At 68.2% G+C, this 21,963-nt stretch carries 21 protein-coding genes; 5 read left to right on the top strand and 16 right to left on the bottom strand.

Features of this window, described 5'->3' with window-relative positions:
- Positions 1 to 13: 13 nt before the first annotated feature.
- From KF707C_RS14550 to KF707C_RS14560, 3 genes are all read right to left on the bottom strand, one after another.
- A complete protein-coding gene (locus tag KF707C_RS14550; RefSeq protein ID WP_003455990.1) occupies positions 14 to 274 on the bottom strand; it encodes a hypothetical protein in 261 nt (86 codons plus the stop codon).
- 287 nt (positions 275 to 561) lie between these two features.
- Complete coding sequence (locus KF707C_RS14555) at positions 562 to 1,941, bottom strand: aldehyde dehydrogenase family protein (protein ID WP_003455989.1); 1,380 nt, start codon at positions 1,939 to 1,941, stop codon at positions 562 to 564.
- Positions 1,942 to 2,090: 149 nt separating this feature from the next.
- The gene (locus tag KF707C_RS14560; RefSeq protein WP_003455988.1) at positions 2,091 to 2,537 is read right to left on the bottom strand and encodes a hypothetical protein; all 447 of its coding nucleotides are present in this window, start codon (positions 2,535 to 2,537) and stop codon (positions 2,091 to 2,093) included.
- A 288-nt stretch (positions 2,538 to 2,825) separates the two neighbouring features.
- On the opposite strand from KF707C_RS14560, the gene KF707C_RS14570 reads away from it, so the two are divergent.
- Genes KF707C_RS14570 through KF707C_RS14585 form a run of 4 tightly spaced genes read left to right on the top strand, consistent with a single transcriptional unit; the run spans position 2,826 to position 5,304 of the window.
- A complete protein-coding gene (locus KF707C_RS14570; RefSeq protein ID WP_003455987.1) occupies positions 2,826 to 3,134 on the top strand; it encodes a BufA1 family periplasmic bufferin-type metallophore in 309 nt (102 codons plus the stop codon).
- 24 nt (positions 3,135 to 3,158) lie between these two features.
- Positions 3,159 to 4,025, top strand: a complete 867-nt coding sequence (gene bufB / locus KF707C_RS14575) for an MNIO family bufferin maturase (protein ID WP_003455984.1) — start codon at positions 3,159 to 3,161, stop codon at positions 4,023 to 4,025.
- Positions 4,022 to 4,798, top strand: coding sequence for an HvfC/BufC N-terminal domain-containing protein (locus KF707C_RS14580; protein ID WP_003455982.1), 777 nt, complete (start codon positions 4,022 to 4,024; stop codon positions 4,796 to 4,798). Before bufB ends, KF707C_RS14580 begins: the two co-directional genes overlap by 4 nt.
- A complete protein-coding gene (locus KF707C_RS14585) occupies positions 4,795 to 5,304 on the top strand; it encodes a DoxX family protein (RefSeq protein ID WP_003455978.1) in 510 nt (169 codons plus the stop codon). The genes KF707C_RS14580 and KF707C_RS14585 overlap by 4 nt, the downstream gene beginning before the upstream one ends.
- A gap of 14 nt (positions 5,305 to 5,318) precedes the next feature.
- Here the strand turns inward: KF707C_RS14585 and KF707C_RS14590 are convergent, their stop codons facing one another.
- From KF707C_RS14590 to KF707C_RS14640, 11 genes are all read right to left on the bottom strand, one after another.
- Positions 5,319 to 7,013, bottom strand: coding sequence for an ATP-binding response regulator (locus KF707C_RS14590; protein ID WP_003455976.1), 1,695 nt, complete (start codon positions 7,011 to 7,013; stop codon positions 5,319 to 5,321).
- Positions 6,997 to 8,160 (bottom strand): alcohol dehydrogenase-like regulatory protein ErcA, encoded by a 1,164-nt coding sequence (gene ercA / locus KF707C_RS14595; protein WP_003455974.1) that lies wholly within the window; start codon positions 8,158 to 8,160, stop codon positions 6,997 to 6,999. Before ercA ends, KF707C_RS14590 begins: the two co-directional genes overlap by 17 nt.
- 209 nt (positions 8,161 to 8,369) lie before the next feature.
- Positions 8,370 to 10,211, bottom strand: coding sequence for an alpha/beta hydrolase family protein (locus KF707C_RS14600; RefSeq protein ID WP_003455972.1), 1,842 nt, complete (start codon positions 10,209 to 10,211; stop codon positions 8,370 to 8,372).
- Positions 10,177 to 11,328: a pyrroloquinoline quinone biosynthesis protein PqqE gene (gene pqqE, locus KF707C_RS14605; RefSeq protein WP_003455970.1), complete on the bottom strand. Its 1,152-nt coding sequence runs from the start codon at positions 11,326 to 11,328 to the stop codon at positions 10,177 to 10,179. Before pqqE ends, KF707C_RS14600 begins: the two co-directional genes overlap by 35 nt.
- Entirely contained in the window at positions 11,297 to 11,578 is a 282-nt protein-coding gene (gene pqqD / locus KF707C_RS14610; RefSeq protein ID WP_003455968.1) for a pyrroloquinoline quinone biosynthesis peptide chaperone PqqD, read from the bottom strand. Before pqqD ends, pqqE begins: the two co-directional genes overlap by 32 nt.
- A complete protein-coding gene (gene pqqC / locus KF707C_RS14615) occupies positions 11,575 to 12,327 on the bottom strand; it encodes a pyrroloquinoline-quinone synthase PqqC (RefSeq protein WP_003455959.1) in 753 nt (250 codons plus the stop codon). Before pqqC ends, pqqD begins: the two co-directional genes overlap by 4 nt.
- Before the next feature lie 64 nt (positions 12,328 to 12,391).
- Positions 12,392 to 13,306 (bottom strand): pyrroloquinoline quinone biosynthesis protein PqqB, encoded by a 915-nt coding sequence (gene pqqB, locus KF707C_RS14620; protein WP_003455957.1) that lies wholly within the window; start codon positions 13,304 to 13,306, stop codon positions 12,392 to 12,394.
- A 46-nt stretch (positions 13,307 to 13,352) separates the two neighbouring features.
- A complete protein-coding gene (gene pqqA / locus KF707C_RS14625) occupies positions 13,353 to 13,424 on the bottom strand; it encodes a pyrroloquinoline quinone precursor peptide PqqA (protein ID WP_072432761.1) in 72 nt (23 codons plus the stop codon).
- A 294-nt stretch (positions 13,425 to 13,718) separates the two neighbouring features.
- A complete protein-coding gene (gene exaC, locus KF707C_RS14630; protein WP_003455955.1) occupies positions 13,719 to 15,239 on the bottom strand; it encodes an acetaldehyde dehydrogenase ExaC in 1,521 nt (506 codons plus the stop codon).
- Between the two features lie 105 nt (positions 15,240 to 15,344).
- On the bottom strand, positions 15,345 to 16,961 hold the full coding sequence (locus KF707C_RS14635) for a methyl-accepting chemotaxis protein (RefSeq protein WP_003455953.1): 1,617 nt from the start codon (positions 16,959 to 16,961) through the stop codon (positions 15,345 to 15,347).
- 240 nt (positions 16,962 to 17,201) lie between these two features.
- Complete coding sequence (locus KF707C_RS14640; RefSeq protein WP_003455952.1) at positions 17,202 to 18,986, bottom strand: methanol/ethanol family PQQ-dependent dehydrogenase; 1,785 nt, start codon at positions 18,984 to 18,986, stop codon at positions 17,202 to 17,204.
- A 214-nt stretch (positions 18,987 to 19,200) separates the two neighbouring features.
- Between KF707C_RS14640 and KF707C_RS14645 the strand changes: the two genes are divergently transcribed.
- Complete coding sequence (locus KF707C_RS14645; RefSeq protein ID WP_003455950.1) at positions 19,201 to 20,214, top strand: AI-2E family transporter; 1,014 nt, start codon at positions 19,201 to 19,203, stop codon at positions 20,212 to 20,214.
- 45 nt (positions 20,215 to 20,259) lie between these two features.
- On the opposite strand, the gene KF707C_RS14650 is transcribed toward KF707C_RS14645, so the two are convergent.
- Together KF707C_RS14650 and KF707C_RS14655 are read right to left on the bottom strand one after the other, a co-directional pair.
- Positions 20,260 to 21,195: a quinoprotein relay system zinc metallohydrolase 1 gene (locus KF707C_RS14650; RefSeq protein WP_003455947.1), complete on the bottom strand. Its 936-nt coding sequence runs from the start codon at positions 21,193 to 21,195 to the stop codon at positions 20,260 to 20,262.
- Positions 21,196 to 21,204: 9 nt separating this feature from the next.
- Complete coding sequence (locus KF707C_RS14655; RefSeq protein ID WP_003455946.1) at positions 21,205 to 21,954, bottom strand: quinoprotein dehydrogenase-associated SoxYZ-like carrier; 750 nt, start codon at positions 21,952 to 21,954, stop codon at positions 21,205 to 21,207.
- Positions 21,955 to 21,963: the final 9 nt, after the last annotated feature.

Here is a 21,963-nt window from a genome sequence, read left to right on the forward strand (position 1 = left end):
TGCCCCGTCGCGCTCAGGCGCTCTTGCGGAAGAGTTCGCGACCGTTATCCAGGTACTGGTCCACCAGCCAGCGGCCATGGGCGATGGACGCGTGCTGCGCCTTCTCCAGCTCCGCCAGGAAGGCGTAGTTGGCCGGCAACGCGATGCGCCGGGTGGTCTGGCCGTCAGGCGCGGTGATATGGCAGCCCGCCGCCCAGGGCGTGGGGATGCCGGGATGCTCGAAGACATCGGCGACTATGGTGTGGTTGCGGTGGACACACTGCAGGGTACTCATGGGCGCTACCTCTTTGTTGAAGGCCCGCAGCCGGAATTGCGCGGGCGTGGCAGAGAGGGCCAACCGAAGGTCGGCAGCTGTCTTGCTCCCTTTCGGATATAGCACAGGGCTTTTTCTTCACCCGGGCAACCGACCAAGGGTCTTGCCCGGCGTCCGTCGGCAATCCGCTGCGTCGCCCTCCGGCTGACGGCCCCCAGGGTGCCGTTACCGAGGAACCCGGCCACGCCCCTCGCCCCGAAAGCGGAAGGGGCTGCACCTGGCAGCCCCTTGTCCTGTACCCGTCCCGATCAGCGACGATCGCGCCAGATGGTCTGCACGTTGAGGAATTCGCGCAGGCCGAAATGGGACAGCTCGCGCCCGTAGCCACTCTTCTTCACGCCACCGATGGGCACGCGCGGGTCGGAGGCGGTGAAGCCGTTGATGAACACCGCGCCGCTGACGATGCGACGGGCGAGCTTCTGTGCCTTGGCGTCGTCACGGGTCCAGAGGGCGCCACCCAGGCCGAACTCGCTGTCGTTGGCCAGTTCCACGGCGTGCTCGGCATCGCGGGCGACGATCAGGGAGGCCACCGGACCGAAGATCTCCTTGCGGAAGGCGGTCATGTCCGGGGTCACGTCGCCGAGGATGGTCGGCGCGTAGTAGTTGCCCTCGCCTTCCAGCCTGTGGCCACCCAGCAGCAGGCTCGCGCCTTCGGCCAGGGTGGCCTGGACCTGGCCATCCAGTTCGTCGCGCAGGTCGAAGCGCGCCATCGGGCCGATGAAGGTGTCGTCCGCCTGCGGGTCACCGATCTTCAGCGCCTGGACGGCGGCCACGAAGCGCTCGGTGAAGGCCTCCGCGATGGGGGCCTCGAGGATGATGCGCTTGGCGGCGATGCAGACCTGGCCGGCGTTGTTGAAGCGGCTGGTGACGGCGGCCTTGACGGCGGCGTCCAGGTCGGCGTCGGCCAGCACGATGAAGGGGTCGGAACCGCCCAGTTCCAGCACGCATTTCTTCAGCGCCGCACCGGCCTGGGCGGCGATGGCGGCACCCGCGCCGACGCTGCCGGTGACCGCCACCATGGCGATGCGCGGATCGGCGATGGCCACCGACACCAGCGGCGGCTCGACGTTGATCACCTCGAACACGCCTTCCGGCAGCCCGGCTTCAGCCCAGGCCTGGCCCAGCAAATGGGCGCCGCCCATGACGTTGGGGGCGTGCTTCAGGACATAGCTGTTGCCGCCGAAGATGATCGGCACCGCGCCGCGCATCACCTGCCAGACCGGGAAGTTCCAGGGCATCACCGCCAGGACCGGGCCCAGGGGCAGGTAGGCCACCACGGCCTTGTCGTCCTCCACCAGGGTGGGCTCGTCGGCCAGCATGGCCGGGCCGTGCTCGGCGTACCACTCGCAGAGCTTGGCGCACTTCTCGATCTCGCCCCGGGACTGGCTGATGGGCATGCCCATTTCGCTGGTGGTCATGCGCGCCATGGTCTCGGCATTGGCACGCAGGGCCTTGGCCATGCGCAACAGGGCCTGGGCACGTTCCTCGACGGGGGTCTGGCTCCAGGTCTCGAAGCCGCGCTGGGCGGAAGCCAGGCTGGCTTCCAGGGCGACGGCGTCCTGGTAGGGGTAGCGAGCGAGTTCGGCGCCCGTGGCGGGGTTCCGGGAAATGGCGGCGGCTTGGGTCATGGTGTCCTCGTTGTACGTCTGGGCCGTTTCCGGCTCCGGTGAATCGTCGAACAGACGTTATGCGAGGCACCGATTCAGGTAAAACGAATAATCGAGAAGAAATCATTCACAAAAAAAGAACAGGTCGGCTCCCCTGCGGCAGGGTGCGCTCAGCTGAGCGCACCGAAACCTCCGCATTCAGCCAGTGCCCGAGTCGCCGGCCGGCTTCGATAGCGCTCGCCGGCGTCCCGTGCAGTCACCACGTAGACCCGTTGCTCATCGCCATGGCGGAGCAGCAGGCATCGCAGGGTCTGGCCATCGTCCACCTCGAACCAGCGCTCCTCGCCATCCTCGGTCACTTCCATGAAGCGGCAGACACGCGCCTGCACGGGAGTTGGCCTGAAACGCTCCCAGCCCTCCGGCAGCGACTCGGCGTCGACCAGCCAGCCGGTGGCGGGCAAGGTCCCGGATTCCTCCCGGCGACGTCCCCAGGGCAGCCACAGGATGCCCCGTGCCGGATCCTGGATCGGCAGCGCGGCGTCCGCATCGGTGTACTGGATCAGTTGGCGCAGGCCTTCGATGGTGAAGAGCCCGCTGACTTCCACGGAAAGGCACATGAACAACCTCCTCCCGGACGGCGCGCGTCCAGTCATGCTGCGACGGGCTATCGTTGGCAGAGGTTTTATCGTCGCCCGCCGCCTGAGTTTCGTGGGGTCGTATCAGGAGTCAAGACAGACGCAGGCTGCCCGAGACGGGAGGACCGGGAGAGACGACGAAGCGCGCTCGATAAATTTAACGCCTGTGCTGTAACGCCCGGCGGGCTGTCCAGTCTCCCTTTACGAAGGCGCCACGCCGGCCTCCGCCGGAACGCCCCGATCACCCCAACACGCCTGGAGACATACCCGATGAAAACCTCGACCACCGTCCTCTCCGCTGCCAGCCTCGCCTTTGCCCTGAGCACCGCCATCGGCCTGGCCACCGTGCCCACGGCCGCCCAGGCTGCCGATACCGAGAAGTGCTTCGGCATCGCCATGAAGGGCAAGAACGACTGCGCCGCCGGTGCCGGCACCACCTGCGCGGGAACCTCGACCAAGGATTACCAGGGCAACGCCTGGAAGAAAGTGCCGGCCGGCACCTGCGAGAAAACCGCGTCGCCCACCTCCCCCACCGGTTTCGGCCAGCTCCAGGCCTTCAAGGAAGTGAGCCAGGGCTGAACCTATCCGGCAGGAGCACCGCCCATGAAACACCAGGCTTCCCCCAGCGCTCCTGCCGGCGCCCTGCCGGCGCGGGCCGGGATCGGGCTCAAGCCCCAGCATTTTCGGGACCTTCTCGATACCCGACCCGCCCTCGGCTTTCTTGAGATCCATGCCGAGAACTACATGGTGGAGGGCGGCCCCTTCCATCACTACCTCGGGTTGATCCGCGAGCGGTACGCCCTGTCCGTCCATGGCGTCGGCCTGTCCATCGGCGCTGAAGGCCCCCTGGACCCGGCGCACCTGGATCGGCTGGCGACCCTGCTGGAGCGCTACCAGCCCGAATCCTTCTCCGAACACCTGGCCTGGTCCACCCACGGCGGCCGGTTCTTCAACGACCTGCTGCCACTGGCCTACGACGAGAACAGCCTGGAGTGCGTCTGCCGCCACATACAGCAGGTACAGGAGCGCCTGCGGCGGCGCCTCTTGCTGGAGAACCCGGCGACCTATGTCGAGTTCGCCAGCAGCGGAATCGACGAAGCCCAGTTCATCGCCGAGGTGGTCGCGCGCACCGGCTGCGGCCTGTTGCTGGACCTGAACAACCTCCACGTGTCCTGCACCAACCACCACCGCGACCCGCGCGCCTACCTGGCCACGTTGCCGCTGCACGCCGTGGGCGAGATCCACCTGGCCGGTTTCGCCGAGGACCGCGATGCCGCCGGCGCGCCCCTCCTGATCGACGACCACGGCGCCCCGGTGGACGAGGCGGTCTGGACCCTCTACCGGGAAACCCTTGCGCGCCTGGGCCCACTGCCCACCCTGATCGAACGCGACAATGCCATTCCCCCGCTCGCCGAGCTGGTGGACGAAGCGCAGCGGGCCGCGCACCTGCTGAGCAGGGAGGCGGCATGAACCAGGCCGACTTCGCCCACGCCCTGCTCGACCCGCAATGCAGCTGTCCGCCGGGACTGCGCAGTTGGAACGGTTCGGACCCGGCCCAGCGCTTCGCCGTCTATCGCAACAACGTGCTGGCCTCGCTGATCAACGCCCTGGCCGATGGATTCCCCGTCGTGAAGCAGCTGGTGGGCGACGGGTTCTTCACCGACATGGCGAGGCTGCACGCCCAGGCCTCCCCGCCCCGCAACCCGGTCCTGGCGTTCTACGGCGAGGATTTCCCGGATTTCATCCAGGGCTTCGAGCCCGCAGCCTGCGTGCCTTACCTCGCCGACGTCGCGCGACTGGAACGGGCCCGCGTCCGCGCCTATCACGCGGCGGAGGTGGCGCCCCTGGACAAGGCCGGCCTGGGCGCCGTGCTCGCCGATCCCGAGGCCGTGCCCCACCTGGTGTTCCGGTTGCATCCGTCGCTCCAGGCGCTGCAGTCGCCCTATGCCATCGCCTCGCTCTGGGGCGCTCACCAGGGCCTTCTCGAGCTGTCCACCGTGAACCCCGCCGAACCGGAATGCGCGCTGGTGCTGCGCAATGGCCTGGAGGTGGAGGTGCAGCGCTGCAGCCCTGGCACGCTCGCCCTGGTCAGGTCGCTGGGCCAGGCCACGCCGCTCGGCGCGGCGGTCGGCGCCGCCCTGGGCGTGGAGCCCGGATTCGACCCGGGCGCGGCCCTGGCCCTCCTGCTGGCCGGCGACGCCCTCACCCATTTCGCTCTCGACCCCGCGAGGTACCCGGCATGAACACCGCGACCCGGTCCCACATCGATCCGCTGCCCGTGCGCCTGGTGCGCCAGGGGGTGGCGCTGTGCCAACGGCTGCCCTACAGCCTGGTGGCCTTCGTCGCCCGTTTCTCGATCGCGGCGGTGTTCTGGAAATCCGGCCAGACCAAGGTGGAGGGGCTGGCCATCGACCTGGTGGAAGGCACCTTCCAGCTCGGCGTGCCGCAGCTGTCGGCGTCCGCCATTCCCCTGTTCGCCGAGGAATACCGCCTGCCCCTGCTCTCCCCCGCGCTGGCGGCGCATCTGGCGGCCTTCGCCGAACACCTGTTTCCGCTGTTGATCCTGCTGGGGCTGGCGACGCGCTTTTCCGCCCTGGCGCTGCTGGGCATGACCCTGGTGATCCAGTTGCTGGTCTATCCCGGTGCCTACCCCACCCACGGCGTCTGGGCCGCCTGCCTGCTGCTGTTGATCGCCCAGGGACCGGGACGGCTGTCGCTGGATCACCTGATCGCCCGGCGCTACGGATAGCGCAGTAGGCGCGATCAGCCGGCCGGACCGATCAGCTGGCTGATCACCGCCCGCAGCTTGCCGGGCTTCACCGGCTTGTTGAGCAGCGGCACGCCGAGGTTGAGGAGGTCGCGCCGGCACTGGTCGGAGCGATCGGCGGTGATGATTACCGCCGGTATGGACCGGGCGAATCGCTGGCGCAGCTGGCGGATCACATCGCAGCCCAACTGGCCGTGGTCCAGGTGGTAGTCCACCAGCATCAGGTCGGGCGCCCGGTCGTCCAGCACCGCCACAGCCCCTTCCAGGTCCGTGGCGGTCTGCACCTGGCAGCCCCACTGGCCGAGCAGCGCCGACATGCTTTCGAGGATGCCGGGCTCGTTGTCCACCACCAGCAGGCGCTGGCCGGGCAACGGGTCACCGGTCACCGGCCGGGCCTCCACATTGGGCCTCTCCGGCGGCAGGGCGCCGGTCAGCGGCACCTCGATGCTGAACACCGAGCCGCGCCCGACCTGGGAACGCACCTCGACGCGGTACTCCAGCATGCTGGCGATGCGATCGACGATGGCCAGTCCCAGGCCCACGCCCTTGCGCTCGGACGCGCGCCCCACGTCCAGCTGGTTGAATTCGAGGAAGATGGCTTCCAGCTGGTCTTCCGGGATGCCCCGCCCGCTGTCCCAGACCTCCAGCTTCAAGCGGTCGCCCCGGCGCCGCGCCCCCAGCAGGATGCGCCCCCGCTCGGTGTAGCGGCAGGCGTTGCTGAGGAAGTTGCGCAGGATGCGGGTGAGCAGGCGGAAGTCGGTGGTGATGTTCAGGCGCGGAATGCGCGTGCGCAGTTCCAGCCCGGCCGCCTCGGCCACGCCCTGGAACTCCGAGGCCAGCGGCCCCAGTACCTCGTCGAGGTGGTAGGTATCCAGGTCCGGCTTGATGGCGCTCTGGTCCAGCTTGGAGATGTCCAGCAGGTCGGCCAGCAGGTCCTCGGCGCCCTCAAGGGCCTGGTGGGTGCGCTCCACCAACTGTTTCTCGGAGGCCGGCAAGGCCCGCTCGCGCAGGGTCGACACCAGCAGGCGGGCGGCGTTGAGGGGTTGCAGCAGGTCATGGCTGGCCGCCGCCAGGTACTTGTCCTTGGACAGGTTGGCCGCTTCGGCGGCGTCGCGGGCTTCCCGCAACTGGGCGTTGAGCGCCTCCAGTTCCCGGGTCCGCTCCAGCACCCGCTGCTCCAGCTCGTCATTCAGGGTCTGCAGCCGTTGCTGCGCCAGGATGCGTTCGGTGATGTCGGCGACGAAGCCCTCCACCAGCCCGTCCTCGTCCGGCTTCTGCAGCAGGTTCATGAGCACGTCCACATGGCTGCCGTCCTTGCGCACCAGCCGGGTCTCATAGCCGAACAGGCCGCCTTCGCGCTGCAACTGGCGACGGATCGCCGCCAGCTCGTCGGCGCCACCGGCGAACAGGTGGCGGCCAAGGTCGGTGAGCCGCTCCAGGCAGTCCTGGGGCGAACCGTAGCCGAGCATCCAGGCCAGGGCCGGGTTGGCCGCTCGCAGGCCATCCTTGAGGTTGGCCTGGAAGATGCCGTGCACGGCGTGCTCGAACAGCCACTTGTAGCGGTTGCGCTCGGTCTCCAGCTCTTCCAGGCGGGCGATCAGTTCCGGGTAATGGCTCTTGCGCGCGGAGTGGCTGCCGAGGCCCAGCAACCCGGTGAGGGCGTCGTGCTGCTCCTCAGAGGGCCTCGGCATACACCACCTCGACATCCCGCAGGCTGGACTGGCGCGGGTTGGTGAGGATGCAGGGATCGTCCATGGCGTGGCGCGACAGGAAGGGGATGTCCGAAGTGCCGACACCATGCAGGCGCAAGGTCTCGTGGAAGCCCACGGCATGCTTGAGCGTCACCAGGTGCTCCACCAGGCGCTGGCGCACCTGGTTCTGGTTCAGCCCCCGGCAATCGATGCCGAAGGTCTCGGCGATCACCTTGAAGCGCTCCGGCGTGGCGCTGTAGTTGAAGGCCACCACATGCTCCACCAGCACGGCGTTGCACAGGCCGTGAGGCAGGTCGAGGAAGCCCCCCAGGCTGTGGGACATGGCATGCACCGCACCGAGGATGGCATTGGAGAAGGCCAGGCCGGCCTGCATGCTGCCGAGCATGATCTTCTCCCGCAGGGCGATGTCATGGGGATTGGCGATCATCGCCACCAGGTTGCCGTTGATCAGCCGCATGGCCTCCAGGGCATGGGGGTCGGTGAGCGGGCCATGGCCGGTGGAGACGAAGGCCTCGATGGCGTGCACCAGGGCGTCGATGCCGGTACAGGCGGAGAGGAAGGGGTCCATGCTCACCGTGGTTTCCGGATCGATCAGGGACACGTCCGGCACCACCGCCTTGCTGACGATGGAGAACTTCATCCGCTCCTGCTGGTTGGAGATGATCACGAACTGCGACACGTCGGCGGAGGTGCCGGCGGTGGTGGGGATGAGGATCAGTGGCGGGCTGGGCACTGTGAGGGTGTCCACGCCCTCGAACTCGAGGATGCTGCGCCCGTGGGCGACGACGATGCCGATGCCCTTGGCGCAGTCCATGGGGCTGCCGCCGCCCACGGCGACTATCACGTTGCAACCGGCGCTGCGATAGACCTCCGCCCCCAGCATCACCTCCTCCACGCGGGGGTTGGGCGACACCTGGGTGTAGAGGCAGTAGTCGATGCCCTGGGCCTGGAGGCTGGCTTCCACGTCGGCCACCCAGCCTGCGGCCTGCACCCCGGGGTCGGACACCACCAGGACCTTGCGCGCACCGAAGGTGCTGGCGTAATTGCCGACGTTGTGCCGACAGCCGGCACCGAAAATGATCTCGGGGGAAACGAACTTGCGAAGCGGGCTGATATCGTGACGCATCAAGACAGCTCTTTCTTGTAGTTATACGGTGAGTAGGAGTCAGCCTACTTGATTCCTAGGGCATTTCAATCAGACCTTAGGACGTTTCCGTCTTCGATCCAGAAGTCACCGCCACCCTGGCCCAGGCCCGAGCCCGGCGGGCTTCCCTCGCACCAGCCCTCTACCGGCGGGAGAGGGAGACCCGCGTGAGGGCTCGGTGCGCGCGCTATTCAACCCAGCAACCCCCGGTAGAACGCCAGCTCCGCCTCCAGGGCGTGGGCCAGGTTCACGGCGTTGCGAAAGCCGTGGCGCTCGTCCGGGTAGACATGGCACGCCACCGTCCGACCCGAGGCTTCGAGGGCCGCCACCAGGCTGGCGGTCTGCTCCGGCACCACGACGGCATCCTGGCCACCCTGGAAGAGGATCAACGGCGCCTCGATCTCGCCGGCCCGCGACACCGCACTGCGTTGGCGGTAACGCGCGGCGTCGCGCACGGGATCGCCGATCAGCCAGTCGAGGTAGTCGGCCTCGAACTTGTGGGTCGTCGCCCGCAGCGCCAGGGGATCGCTGACGCCGTAGTAGCTGGCCCCACCGCGAAACGGCGTGTCGCCCATCAGTGCCAGCAGCGTGGTGAAGCCTCCGGCGCTGGCCCCCCGGATGAAGGCCCGCCCGGGGTCCACCAGGCCCAGGGCCGCCAGGTGCTTAACCAGGGCCGCGGCATCCGCCACATCCAGCTCGCCCCAGGCGCCTTCCAGCCGTTGCCGGTAGGCGCGGCCGTAGCCGCTGCTGCCCCGGTAGTCGAGGTCCGCCACCGCGAACCCGCGCTGGGTCCAGAACGGGATGCGTGGATCGAGTACCGGCTGGCAGGCGGAGGTCGGGCCGCCGTGACAGAACACCAGCAAGGGTGGCCGCTCGCCCCGGCCGCCCTGGAATCGCGGATTGCAGGGCGCGTGGAAGAAGGCGTGGGCCCACTCCCCCGCCGCCACCGGAAAGCGCAGGGCGCGGGGCCGGGAAACCGCTGATTCGGGGGCCTCGCCGCCCGCCAGTGTCCGTACCCCGCCGCCCTGCCGTTCGATCGCCAGTACCGCGCTGGACCGCGCCGGGCCGGCGGCGATGCAGTAGTAGTGGCGGTCGTCCGCGGCCAGTTGGCGGAAGCGGCTGAAGTCGGTCGCCAGGGGAACACCCGAGGTCCCGGACAGGAAGCCCTGCCCGTCCGCCAGCCAACTGCGCAATCCCACCTCAGGCAAGTGGCTGCTGAGCCCAAGCTGCCAGGGCGCCGGGGCGTGGTCGGCCAAGGCCGCCGGCAGGGGCCTCAGGCCCTCGCCGTCCAGGCGCCAGGGCTGCCACCAGCCGTGCCGGTCGCTCAGGCAATGCAGTCGGCCCCGGTCGTCGAAGCGGGGTTGCTGGAGCGACTCGCCGCCGTCGGCGCCGGCCAGGATGTCCGGCGCGCTCCAGCCGTCGCCACTGCGGTGTCGACGACAGAGGCGCGTGGAGGTCCAGGGCTGATGGGGCCGATCCCATTCGATCCAGGCCAGGCACTGGCCGTCGGCCGACAGGCGCGGCGCGGCGTAGAAATCCGCGCCCGCCGCCAGCTCCCGACACTGGCCGTCGTCGAGGGCGATGGCCACCAGGCGATGCCGCTGGCCATCCTCCTCGACGGCCAGGACCTGGCCCGCCGCACACTCCAGGTCGCCGTAGCGGCACCCCGCCCGGTCGGTCAGCCGCGTCGGCCGGCCGTGCAGGCGCTGGTGGTAGAGCTGCTGGTCCGCCTCGTTGACGAACACCACCCCGCCGGGCACCAGGCAGAAGGCGCCGCCGCCGTATTCGTAGACCCGGCTGCGCAGGGAAAACCCCGCCGGCGTCAGGCAATGAGCCTCCCCGTCCAGCCAGCGCCAGAGCGTGGTGCGGCCGTCGGCCGGGTCGAACAGGGTCCAGAAGAGGCCATCCGGCCCGCAGCGCAGCTCGGCGAAGTCCCGGCTGGCGGCGACGGCCCGCTGGGCGCTCCAGTCGCTGTCCCAGAAGCCGAAGGGCCGGACCTCAGGACCGGCAGATGATGTTGGAGGCGCGCTCATTGCGATAGGTCAGCCGCTCCATGCCCCAGGGCGCCCGTTCCGCTTCGTCCCGGGCGGCGAGGATCTTGTGGTGATGGGGCGACTTGGCGCACACCGGATCGGCGTTGGCGGCGTCGCCCGTAAGCATGAAGGCCTGGCAGCGGCAGCCGCCGAAGTCCTTCTCCTTTTCGTCGCAGGAACGGCAGGGCTCGGGCATCCAGTCGTAGCCCCGGAAACGGTTGAAGCCGAAGGACTCGTACCAGATGTGCCGAAGGTCGTGTTCGCGCACATTGGGGAACTGCACCGGCAACTGCCTCGCGCTGTGGCAGGGCAGCGCGGTGCCGTCCGGGGTGATGTCGAGGAAGAGGCTGCCCCAGCCGTTCATGCAGGCCTTCGGGCGCTCCTCGTAGTAGTCCGGGGTGACGAAGATCAGCTTGCAGGGGTGCCGTTCGGCGGCCAGCTTGTCCCGATACTGGTTGGTGATGCGTTCGGCCCGTTGCAGCTGCTCGCGGGTGGGCAGCAGCCCGGCGCGGTTCAGTTCGGCCCAGCCGTAGAACTGGCAGGTGGCGAGTTCGACGAAGTCCGCTTCCAGCTCGAGGCAGAGTTCGATGATCCGCTCGATGTTGTCGATGTTGTGCCGGTGGGTGACGAAGTTCAGCACCATGGGGTAGCCCGCCGCCTTCACCGCACGGGCCATGGCCAGCTTCTGGGCGAAGGCCTTGCGCGAGCCGGCCAGCAGGTTGTTCACCTCTTCGTCGGCGGCCTGGAAGCTCACCTGGATATGGTCCAGCCCGGCTTTGGCCAGGGCCTCGATGCGGGCTTCCGACAGGCCGATGCCGGAGGTGATGAGGTTGGTGTAGTAGCCCAGGTCGCGGGCCGCCCGCACCAGTTCCTCCAGGTCCTGGCGCACCAGCGGCTCGCCACCGGAGAAGCCCAGCTGAGCGGCCCCCAGCTCGCGGGCCTGGCGGAACACTTCGATCCACTGCTGGGTCGTCAGCTCCTCCTTGTGCTGGGCGAAGTCCAGGGGGTTGGAGCAATAGGGGCACTGCAGCGGGCAGCGGTAGGTCAGCTCGGCCAGCAGCCAGAACGGCGGGCCGGGCTTCGGGTCAGGCGTTGAGCTGCAGCCAGAACTGGGCATGGGCCACCTCGATGAATGCCAGGATGTCTTCGTCCAGTCCCGGCACGTCCGGGAACTTCAGCCGCAGGTCGTCGATGATGCCTCCGACGTTGCGCTCGCCATCCACCAGCAGGAGGATTTCCGCGGCGCTGTCGTTCAGCCGCACCATGCCTTCGGGATAGAGCAGGACATGGCAGCCCTGGGCCGGCTCCCATTGCAGGCGGAAGCCACGGCGCAGGTGCGGCACCTGTTGCAGGTTGAAATCGCTCACAGGCTGATCCCCCGATGCCAGACCCGCTCGCGGGTCACCGTGTGGTAGGGCGGACGTTCCAGTTCGTAGGCCATGCTCATGGCGTCGAGCATGCTCCAGAGTACGTCCAGCTTGAACTGCAGGATCTCCAGCATGCGCTGCTGGGCCTCGAAGGTGCGGTAGTGGTCGAGGGTTATGCGCAGGCCGTGCTCCACGTCGCGACGGGCCTCCTTGAGGCGCTTCCTGAAGTAGTCGTAGCCGCTGGCGTCGATCCAGGGATAGTGCTGCGGCCAGCTGTCCAGCCGCGACTGGTGGATCTGCGGCGCGAACAGCTCGGTCAGCGAGCTGCTGGCGGCCTCCTGCCAACTGGCGCGACGGGCGAAGTTGACGTAGGCGTCCACCGCGAAACGTACCCCCGGCAGCACCAGTTCCTGGGACAGCACTTGCTCACGGTCCAGGCCCACGGCCTCGGCCAGGCGCAGCCAGGCCTCGATGCCGCCCTCCTCCCCGGGCGCGCCGTCGTGGTCCTGGATGCGCTGGATCCACTCGCGGCGGGTGTCGCGGTCCGGGCAGTTGGCGAGGATGGCGGCGTCCTTCAGCGGGATGCATACCTGGTAGTAGAAGCGGTTGGCCACCCAGCCCTGGATCTGCTCGCGGGTGGCGCGGCCCTCGTACATGGCGCGGTGAAAGGGATGGTGGATGTGGTAGCAGGCGCCCTTGGCGCGCAGCGCCTGCTCGAATTCGGCGGGGGTCATGGCGGTCTGGCTCATGCTCGGTATCCTCGCAGGGTGCGCCGTGCGCACCGGAAACGGATCATGGTGCGCACGGCGCACCCTACAACGGGATGTGCATCCCATCCCAGGCCACTTCGATGCCGTGACGGCCGAGTTCGGCGCGCTCGGCGGAATCGACGTCGAGGATCGGGTTGGTGTTGTTGATGTGGATGAGCACCTTGCGCGGGCCCGGGATGCCGTCCAGCACCTCGATCATCCCGCCCGGGCCGCTCTGGGGCAGGTGGCCCATCTCGCTGCCGAGCTTGTCGCCCACCTCGCAGTGGCGCATCTCGTCGTCGCGCCAGAGGGTGCCGTCCACCAGCAGGCAGTCGGCGCGGCGCATCCAGCCCAGCAGGTTCTCGTCCACCTGCCCCAGGCCCGGCGCGTAGAACAGCGCGCCGCCGGTGCCGAGATCCTCGACGAAGAGGCCGATGTTGTCGCCCGGGTGCGGATCGCCCCGGTGCGGCGAGTACGGCGGTGCGCTGCTGCGCAGGGGAATGGCGGTGAAGCGCAGGCCCTCGCAGGCGGGAATCGCGAAGGTCGGCGCCGAGAGGTCGATGAGGTTCCAGGCCAGGCCGCCGTTCCAGTGTTGGAGCATGGTGAACAGCGGGAAGCCGGTGGACAGGTCCTGGTGGACCATGTCGGTGCACCAGACCGAATGGGGGCAGCCCTCGCGCAGGCTCAGCAGACCGGTGACATGGTCGATCTGGCTGTCCATCAGGATGATTCCGGCGATACCGGTATCCCGCAGGGCGCGCGCCGGCTGCAGCGGCGGGAAGGCCTCCAGCTGGGCGCGGATATCGGGGGAGGCGTTGCACAGCACCCAGTCGGTGCCGTTGGCGCTGAGGGCGATGGAGGACTGGGTGCGCGGTTGCGCGCGTACCTTGCCGCTGCGCACGCCCCGGCAGTTGCGGCAGTTGCAGTTCCACTGGGGAAAGCCGCCGCCGGCGGCGGAGCCGAGAATCTGGATATGCATGGGAGACTCCCAGGCCAGGGCCCCGGCAGAGCCGGGGCGAGGCGGATCAGCGGTTGGCGAAGTACAGGGTCACTTCGAAACCAATGCGCAGATCGGTGAAGGCGGGTTTAGTCCACATGTGGCAATCCTCTTGTTATGCGCCGGAGGATTCCGGCAAGACCAGTTAAACACCGGGCCGGAGGGGGCCGAATGGTACTTTCGGAGGAGATTTCCTCCTGATTTGGTAGCGTCCGGCCCCGCCGATGGATTATGCGCCCGCAAAAAGAAAAACGCGGCCCGGAGACCGCGTCGCGACAAGGCCCTGCCGGGCATTAGGAGTGGGGGGCGCTAGATCCCGCTGGCAGGCCTGTTCGCCCAAGGAGCGTGGCGCCCGAACCGGCGCGCCACGGGGTCGACAAGGGTTGGTCCGGGCTCAGAAGAAGCCCAGCGGGTTGATGTCGTAGCTGACCAGCAGGTTCTTGGTCTGCTGGTAGTGGTCGAGCATCATCTTGTGGGTCTCGCGACCGACGCCGGACTTCTTGTAGCCACCGAAGGCGGCGTGTGCCGGGTACAGGTGGTAGCAGTTGGTCCAGACGCGGCCGGCCTTGATGCCACGGCCCATGCGGTAGGCGCGGTTGATGTCGCGGGTCCAGACGCCGGCGCCCAGGCCGAACTCGGTGTCGTTGGCGATGGCCAGGGCCTCGGCTTCGTCCTTGAAGGTGGTGACGCCCACCACCGGGCCGAAGATCTCTTCCTGGAACACACGCATCTTGTTGTGGCCCTTGAGCAGGGTCGGCTGGATGTAGTAACCGCTGGCCAGGTTGCCCTCCAGGCGCTCCGAAGCACCGCCGGCGAGCAGCTCGGCACCCTCCTGCCGGGCGATGTCGAGGTAGCTGAGGATCTTGTCGTACTGCTGCTCGGAAGCCTGGGCGCCGACCATGGTGTCGGTGTCCAGCGGATTGCCGCGCTTGATGGCCTTGATCTTCTTCATCACCTCGACCATGAAGGGCTCGAAGATCGACTCCTGCACCAGCGCCCGCGACGGGCAGGTGCAGACCTCGCCCTGGTTGAAGAAGGCCAGGACCAGGCCCTCGGCGGCCTTCTCGATGAACTCGGGCTCGGCCCGCATGATGTCCTCGAAGAAGATGTTCGGGCTCTTGCCGCCCAGCTCCACGGTGCTCGGGATGATGTTCTCGGCGGCGCAGTGGAGGATGTGGGCGCCCACCGGGGTGGAGCCGGTGAAGGCGATCTTGGCGATGCGCTTGCTGGTGGCCAGCGCCTGGCCCGCTTCCTTGCCGAAGCCCTGGACGATGTTCAGCACGCCCGGGGGCAGCAGGTCAGCGATGATCTCGGCCAGCACCATGATGGACAGCGGGGTCTGCTCGGCGGGTTTCAGCACGATGCAGTTGCCGGCGGCCAGGGCCGGGGCCAGTTTCCAGGCGGCCATCAGCAGCGGGAAGTTCCAGGGGATGATCTGGCCGACCACGCCCAGCGGCTCGTGGAAGTGGTAGGCGGCGGTGTGTTCGTTGATTTCCGACGCCGAGCCTTCCTGGGCGCGGATGCAGCCGGCGAAGTAGCGGAAATGGTCGGCGGCCAGCGGCACGTCGGCGTTGAGGGTCTCGCGCACGGCCTTGCCGTTGTCCCAGGTTTCGGCGACGGCCAGGGCTTCGAGGTTCTGCTCGATGCGGTCGGCGATCTTCAGCAGGATCAGCGCACGATCCTGCACCGAGGTGCGGCCCCAGGCATCGGCGGCGGCATGGGCGGCGTCTAGGGCCTTCTCGACGTCTTCGGCGCTGGAGCGCGGGAACTCGGCGATGACTTCGCCGGTGACCGGGGTGGTGTTGGTGAAGTACTGGCCATTCACCGGCGGCACGAACTCGCCACCGATGAAGTTGCCATAGCGCGGCTTGAAGCTGACGACGGCACCGGGGGTGCCTGGCTGTGCATAGATCATGACGGTGCTCTCTCTGTCGGGGCCCACCCGGTCGGGCAGGTTGTGGACCGATCTTAGTCAGCCCCGCCCGTCCCCCGGTATGCGCCCATGGGAGCGGCGCCCTCGTTATTTGGTAGTAGACACCAGAGGCTCTGGATCAGCCCTTCCCGCACGGGAGGCGACCTTTCTGCGGGACTCGCGGTGTGCGGGAGCGCCCACCGGCTCCGGCTTGTAGCCCAGGCGCAATCCACCCCAGTGGCGGCCCTTGACGAAGATGGGCACCGACAGGTCGTGCATCAGTTCACCGGTGTCGCGGGTATAGGTCTGCAGCAGCAGCGGCTGCTGGTGGGTGCCGCAGCGCAGGCCGGTGCGGTCGTTGAACAGCCGCTTGCTGCGGCTCTGGGCCGTGTCCCGCTCCAGGTCGCCGCTGAGGGGCTGGCTGAAGGCCTGGTTATGGGTGGGGACGTAGCCTTCCGGCGTGCAGGCGATGGCGAACACCAGGCCCTCATGCTGCCTGAGCAGGGGCTCCTGGATATCCGGCAGGACCTGGTCGGTGTAGCGGTCGAAGCGCGATCCGTACTTCTGCGGCCGGGTGCCGGGAAGGGGCTCCAGACGCCGGTCGAAGAGGTCCTCCTGGCGGATGCGTCCGCCGTCGATATCCGCCTCGAAGCGCGCCGCGATGGCCGCCGCTCCCTGGCGGGCGAGGTCGTAGACGCGCTGGTGGTAGTCATCCAGGCCGACTTCCGCCAGGCGCTCGCTGATGGTTTCCGCCTGGCCTTCCAGGTGCCCCGCCGCTTCCGCCAGCCGACGGGTCTGCGCATCGCTTTCGGCCAGGTCGCCACGCATCTGCGCCACCGCCTCGAATAGCCCGGCCAACTGGTCGCGATTGGTGGTGGCGCCTCGGGCGATCTCCTCCACCTGGCCTTCCACGGCGGCGGCCAGGTCGGCGATCTTCGCCAGTTGCTCGCCAGTGAGCTCGACCTGGCCGACCCCCGCGTCCAGGTCCACGGAAAGCTGCTGGATCTGCTCGACCACCAGGGCGGTCTGGCGCTGGATGTCCGCCACCATCTGCCCCACTTCCTCCGTGGCGCTGGCGGTGCGGCCGGCCAGCCCGCGCACTTCGTCGGCCACCACCGCGAAGCCACGGCCGTGCTCGCCGGCGCGGGCGGCCTCGATGGCGGCATTCAGGGCCAGCAGGTTGGTCTGGCTGGCGATGGACTGGATCACCTGGGCGACGCGCTGGATCTCCTCGCTGCGCTGGCTGAGGGCGGCGATCAGTTCGCGGCTGCCGCTGGCCCGCGCGCTCAGCTGGTGCATCAGGCCGATGGCCTGTTGCAGCACCTGGCGCCCTTCGTCGCTGCTCTGGCGCGCGTCCAGGGAGGCGGACAGCGCCTGCTGGCTCAGGGCCGAGGTGGCGGCCTCGGTGGCGATCATCACCTCGGCACCGGCGACGATGCGTTCGGCGGCCTGCAACTGGGACTGGAGGCGCTCGGAAAGGCGGTCCACCGACCAGGCGACGCCCGCGGCGGACAGCGCGTTGTGGCTGGTGGTGCGGGACAGGTCGCGGGTCAGCCGCGACAGGTCATCGCCCTCCTCCACTCGCGCCGGCTCGCGCGGCTTGCGGCGCAGGGCCCAGGGAAGCGGCAGCAACAGCAGGAAGCCGAGCCAGGGCGGCAGCCCGGCGAAGGTGACAGCCGCGCCGATGAAGAGGACCAGGAGGCTGTAGGTCAGGCAGTAACGCATCGCGCATCCCTTGATTGTCATTGTTTGGGGGTTATTAAGCGGCGAAACGTCGGAAGAGGACATGGTTCCTTGGTCGTAGAACCCGGGCAGGTCCGGTGCGTTTGACGGCCCTATCAAGCGGAGAAACGTCGGGCTGTACGACATGTTCCCTTGGTCCTGGAACCTCGGATGCGTCCGGTGCGTGTGTAATTACGGGCCTGCAAAGAAGCGAAGGCCCGCCGGAGCGGGCCTTGTCATGCATCAGCGCTTGGCGACCACCGCCTCCTTGGGCAGCTTGAAGGTCCAGAGCATGCCGCCCTGGTTCAGGTCCTTGATGCGCTTGGCCACCTCGCCGCCCCACAGGGGCACGGCGCCACCCCAGCCGGAGAGCACGGAGACGTACTGCTCGCCATCCATTTCCCAGGTGATGGGCGAGCCGATCACGCCGGAGCCGGTGTTGAACTCATAGAGTTTCTTGCCGGTCTTGGCGTCGAAGGCCATCAGGTAGCCCTCGGGGTTGCCGGTGAACACCAGGTTGCCCTTGGTGGCCAGCACACCGCCCCAGAGCGGCGCGTAGTTCTTGTAGCGCCAGACTTCCTTGCCGCTCTTCGGGTCGATGGCGCGCAGCACGCCGATGTAGTCCTCGTTCAGCGGCTTGATGGTGAAGCCGGCGCCCAGGTAGGCCGCGCCCTTCTTGTAGGCGATGTTCTCGTTCCACATGTCCATGCCCCACTCGTTGGAGGGCACGTAGAACAGGCCGGTGTCCTGGCTGTAGGCCATGGGCATCCAGTTCTTGCCGCCGAGGAAGGACGGCGCGACGAACACCGAGCTGCCGTGCTTGCCGTCGGCGCCGGGCGCGCCCGGGCGCTTGGCGTCGTCGTAGATCGGGCGGCCTTCCTTGTCCAGACCCTTGGCCCAGGTCAGGGTGTCGACGAAGGGGAAGCCCCGGATGAACTTGCCGTTGGTGCGGTCCAGCACATAGAAGAAGCCGTTGCGGTCGGCGGTCGCCGCCGCCTTCACGGTCTTGCCGCCGTCCTGGTAGTCGAAGGACACCAGTTCGTTCACGCCGTCGAAGTCCCAGCCATCGTGGGGCGTGGTCTGGAAGTGCCACTTGATGGAGCCGTCTTCCGGGTTCAGCGCCAGGCGCGAGGAGGAGTAGAGGTTGTCACCGGGGCGCAGGTGGGAGTTCCAGGGCGAGGGGTTGCCGGTGCCGATCAGCAGGGTATCGGTGTCGGCATCGTAGTAGCCGCCCAGCCAGGGCGCGGCGCCGCCGGTCTTCCAGAGGTCGCCCGGCCAGGTCTTGCCGGCTTCGCCACCGGAGATGCCGTTCTCGACCTTCTTGCCGTCCTTGTAGACGTAGCCCATGTGGCCTTCCACGGTGGGACGGGACCAGAGCAGCTCACCGTTCTTCGGGTTGTAGGCCTCGATCTTGCCGACCACACCGAACTCGCCACCGGCGACGCCGGTGATCAGCTTGCCCTTGACCACCAGGGGCGCGGCGGAAATCGAGTAGCCGGCCTTGTAGTCGGCCACGGTCTTGCGCCAGACCACCTTGCCGGTGTCCTTGTTCAGGGCCACCAGCTTGGCGTCGAGGGTGCCGAAGATCACCAGGTCGTCGTACAGCGCCACGCCCCGGTTGATCACGTCGCAGCAGGGCATGATGCCGTCGGGCAGGCGGGCGTCGTACTGCCAGAGTTTCTTGCCGGTGCGGGCGTCCACGGCGAAGACCCGGGAGTAGGACCCGGTGACGTACATCACGCCATCCTTCACCAGCGGCTGGGCCTGCTGGCCGCGCTGCTTCTCGCCACCGAAGGAGAGCGCCCACACCGGGCGCAGTTGCTGCACGTTATCGCTGTTGAGCGCATCCAGGGTGCTGTAGCGCTGGCCTTTCAGGCCCAGCCCGTTGGTCACGACCTGGTCGGGGGTCTTGGCGTCGTCCAGGATGTCCTGGTCGGTGACGCCGGCCAGGGCCAGGCTGCTGGTCAGCAGCAGGGCGACGGACAGCAGCGTCCGGGCAAACGGCTGGTGGGGTGTGGCGAGAGTCATGGAGGCTACCTCTGCGGGCTTGTTGTTGTGGGTCGGGAAAATTTCCCGATCTGTCGCAGATTCTTGGTTGCACGGCCCCACCCGCCAATTGGACGCAGTGCGGAATTCGCTCCTCCGTTGGTAGCAATACCTGCCGGACGCAGCGGAGATTGTGCCGATGCCCCCCGGGCTGGCAGACTGCCGCCCTGCCCCGTCTCAGGTAGTCCCCGGCACCATGCAAGTGTTCTCCGATCGTCAACTGCTCCTGGCCAGCTGGGCCATCGTGCTCCTGGCCCTGCTGCTGATCCTGCCCTTCCGGCTGTTGCCATCCCTGCTGTCCGGCCTGCTGGTCTACGAACTGGTCATCAGCCTGGCCCCGCGCCTGCAACCGGTGATCCCGGGCGGCCGCCGCGCCCGCTGGCTAGCCGTGGCCCTGCTGGGCACCCTGGTGGTGACCCTGCTGACGCTGTTCTTCGTCTGGATCACCGGCGTGGTGATGCAGGAGGTGCACAACCCCGGCCAGTTGCTGGAGAAGTTCATCGTGCTGACGGAGCAGGCCCGGGCCCAGTTGCCGGCGTCCGTCGAGAACTACCTGCCGGCCAACGCCGATGAACTGCGCCGGGAGCTGATGGACTGGCTGCGGGCCCATGTCGGCCAGCTGCAACTGCTGGGCAAGGGCGCGGCACACACCTTCGTCACCATGCTGATCGGCATGATCCTCGGCGCCATCATCGCCCTGCAGCCGATCCCCAACTTCGAAACCCTCAAACCCCTCAGCCGGCTGCTGCTGGAGCGCCTGGCCCTGGTGGTGACCGCATTCCGCAACATCGTCTTCGCGCAGATCAAGATCTCCCTGCTCAACACCACCCTGACCGGCATCTTCCTGGGCGTCGTGCTGCCACTGATGGACATCCACCTGCCGCTGACCAAGGTGCTGATCCTGCTGACCTTCCTGCTGGGCCTGCTGCCGGTGATCGGCAACCTGATGTCCAACACCCTGATCTTCATCGCCGGCTTCTCGGTGTCGCTCTGGGTGGCGGTGGGGGCGCTGGGCTACCTGATCGCCATCCACAAGCTGGAGTACTTCCTCAACGCCCGCATCGTCGGCGGCCAGATCAGCGCCAAGGCCTGGGAGCTGCTGCTGGCGATGCTGGCCTTCGAGGCGGTGTTCGGCCTCCAGGGCCTGGTGGCGGCGCCCATCTACTACGCCTACCTGAAAAGCGAGCTGAAGCACGCGCAGCTGGTGTAGCCGGGTTCGCGGATCGGCCGCGCCCTACCGGGCGCGACCGGTGCCTCACTGCGGCGCGACATCCACCCTCGGCATGCGCGTCAGCTCGTACTTCGGGTAGAGGTGGCTGACGCTGCGGATCAGCTCGTAGCGGTTGAGGCTGACCCGGGCGAAGCGCTCGGGAATGGGCGCGCGGATCACCTCGTTCATGTCTTCGCCCCTGGCGGCGGCGCCTTTCAGCAGGCCGTCCAGCCAGCCCAGGTAGTCATGCATCTGCCCGAAGGGCGCGGCGTCGCGGGCGATGGGGCCGTGGCCCGGCACCAGGGTCTTCCAGGGCAGCTTCTCCAGGGTCGCCAGGTCCGCCTGCCAGACGTCGAGGCCCGGGCTGTTGGGCGTGGTCAGCGCCCGCTGGTAGAAGACCAGGTCGCCCGCGAAGAGCACGCCGCTGCGTTCGTCCAGGATCGCCAGGTCGGCGCCGGTATGGCCGCCGAGGGCCAGCAGGCGCAGGCGATGCCCACCCACCTCGCGCACGCCCGGCTCCAGGGTTTCGCTCGGCAGCAGCACTTCGGTGCCACGCATCCAGTCGCCCACGAGGCGATAGAGGTTCTCGGCCATGGCGTCGCCCTGCTGCGCCAGCAGTTCCCGGGTGCCCGCCAGCGCGGCGATGGGCACATCGGCGAAGGCCTGGTTGCCCAGCACGTGGTCGGGATGATGATGGGTCAGCAGCACCAGGGTCACGGGCCTGTCGGTCACCCGCCCGATCGCCTGGCGCATGGCTTCGCCATAGGCCCGGGACGGGCCGGTATCGATCACCACCACGCCGTCGTCGGTGACGATGAACCCGGTATTGACGATGTTGCCGCCATTGGCGCGGTCGAAGTTGTCGGTGCTGCCTTCCAGCACCCAGGTGGATTCCGCGATCTGGCGTGGTTCGAGCGAGTATTCCAGCGACGCCCGGGCGGTGAGGCTGAAGCAGGCCAGTAACAGGACGATCAGGCGCATGGTCCCTCCTCAGAAGCGGGCTTCGAACTCGTTGCCATTGTTGTCCCGCAGCCACAGGCGGGCCTGCTCGGCGCCCTGCACTTCCAGGCTCAGGGTGGGGTTCTCGGCGACGGCGGGAAAGAGTTCGAGGTTGGCCAGCACCTGACCGTCGTCGCTGCGCAGTTGCGCCTGGTTGAGGAAGAACTCGGGGATGCCGCCCACCAGGCCGTTATCCATGGGATGGTCGATGCGCAGGCGCAGGCGGTCGAAGTCCCCCTCGGGGAAGCGCGCGCCATGCACCTGGCCCAGCCGATCCTCCCAGCCGGCCTGGGCTCGCACCACGCTGGGGGCCGTGCAGCCACCGCCGGCGGCCTCCACCCGGGTGGAGCCGATATGCCAGAGGCCGTCGCGGGTCAGCACGGCGGCGCGCAGGGGCGTCGCCTGCTCCACCCGGATGCGGATCGCCAGCATGGGGGCGACCCGCTCGCCGGGCTCGAAGACGAAGATCTGCGGGATGGGGTTCAGCTCGGCCCAGGCCATGATCTTCACCACCTGGCCGGCGTAGGCGCGCGCATCCACCTGGATCGGCACCTGACGCGAATCCTCGGCGAAGGGCGGCGCCTCCAGCAGCACCTTCGGGTCATGGACGAAGGCCTGCCCACCCAGCAGGCGCTGGTGGAAGAACGCCCACATCACCGATTCGACCGGGTCGTCCCCGGCGGGCCAGGCCGGCGCGACCGCGCCCAGCAGGCCCAGCATCAACAGCGAACGCCTGTGCATCCCGCACCT

This window comes from Pseudomonas furukawaii, assembly GCF_002355475.1.
Lineage (GTDB): Bacteria > Pseudomonadota > Gammaproteobacteria > Pseudomonadales > Pseudomonadaceae > Metapseudomonas > Metapseudomonas furukawaii.

Bases quoted from the DNA above. Each gene is read 5' to 3' on its own strand.
- KF707C_RS14550 (WP_003455990.1), bottom strand. From the start codon at position 274: ATGAGTACCCTGCAGTGTGTCCACCGCAACCACACCATAGTCGCCGAT.
- KF707C_RS14555 (WP_003455989.1), bottom strand. From the start codon at position 1,941: ATGACCCAAGCCGCCGCCATTTCCCGGAACCCCGCCACGGGCGCCGAA.
- KF707C_RS14560 (WP_003455988.1), bottom strand. From the start codon at position 2,537: ATGTGCCTTTCCGTGGAAGTCAGCGGGCTCTTCACCATCGAAGGCCTG.
- KF707C_RS14570 (WP_003455987.1), top strand. From the start codon at position 2,826: ATGAAAACCTCGACCACCGTCCTCTCCGCTGCCAGCCTCGCCTTTGCC.
- bufB (WP_003455984.1), top strand. From the start codon at position 3,159: ATGAAACACCAGGCTTCCCCCAGCGCTCCTGCCGGCGCCCTGCCGGCG.
- KF707C_RS14580 (WP_003455982.1), top strand. From the start codon at position 4,022: ATGAACCAGGCCGACTTCGCCCACGCCCTGCTCGACCCGCAATGCAGC.
- KF707C_RS14585 (WP_003455978.1), top strand. From the start codon at position 4,795: ATGAACACCGCGACCCGGTCCCACATCGATCCGCTGCCCGTGCGCCTG.
- KF707C_RS14590 (WP_003455976.1), bottom strand. From the start codon at position 7,013: ATGCCGAGGCCCTCTGAGGAGCAGCACGACGCCCTCACCGGGTTGCTG.
- ercA (WP_003455974.1), bottom strand. From the start codon at position 8,160: ATGCGTCACGATATCAGCCCGCTTCGCAAGTTCGTTTCCCCCGAGATC.
- KF707C_RS14600 (WP_003455972.1), bottom strand. From the start codon at position 10,211: ATGAGCGCGCCTCCAACATCATCTGCCGGTCCTGAGGTCCGGCCCTTC.
- pqqE (WP_003455970.1), bottom strand. From the start codon at position 11,328: ATGCCCAGTTCTGGCTGCAGCTCAACGCCTGACCCGAAGCCCGGCCCG.
- pqqC (WP_003455959.1), bottom strand. From the start codon at position 12,327: ATGAGCCAGACCGCCATGACCCCCGCCGAATTCGAGCAGGCGCTGCGC.
- pqqB (WP_003455957.1), bottom strand. From the start codon at position 13,306: ATGCATATCCAGATTCTCGGCTCCGCCGCCGGCGGCGGCTTTCCCCAG.
- exaC (WP_003455955.1), bottom strand. From the start codon at position 15,239: ATGATCTATGCACAGCCAGGCACCCCCGGTGCCGTCGTCAGCTTCAAG.
- KF707C_RS14635 (WP_003455953.1), bottom strand. From the start codon at position 16,961: ATGCGTTACTGCCTGACCTACAGCCTCCTGGTCCTCTTCATCGGCGCG.
- KF707C_RS14640 (WP_003455952.1), bottom strand. From the start codon at position 18,986: ATGACTCTCGCCACACCCCACCAGCCGTTTGCCCGGACGCTGCTGTCC.
- KF707C_RS14645 (WP_003455950.1), top strand. From the start codon at position 19,201: ATGCAAGTGTTCTCCGATCGTCAACTGCTCCTGGCCAGCTGGGCCATC.
- KF707C_RS14650 (WP_003455947.1), bottom strand. From the start codon at position 21,195: ATGCGCCTGATCGTCCTGTTACTGGCCTGCTTCAGCCTCACCGCCCGG.
- KF707C_RS14655 (WP_003455946.1), bottom strand. From the start codon at position 21,954: ATGCACAGGCGTTCGCTGTTGATGCTGGGCCTGCTGGGCGCGGTCGCG.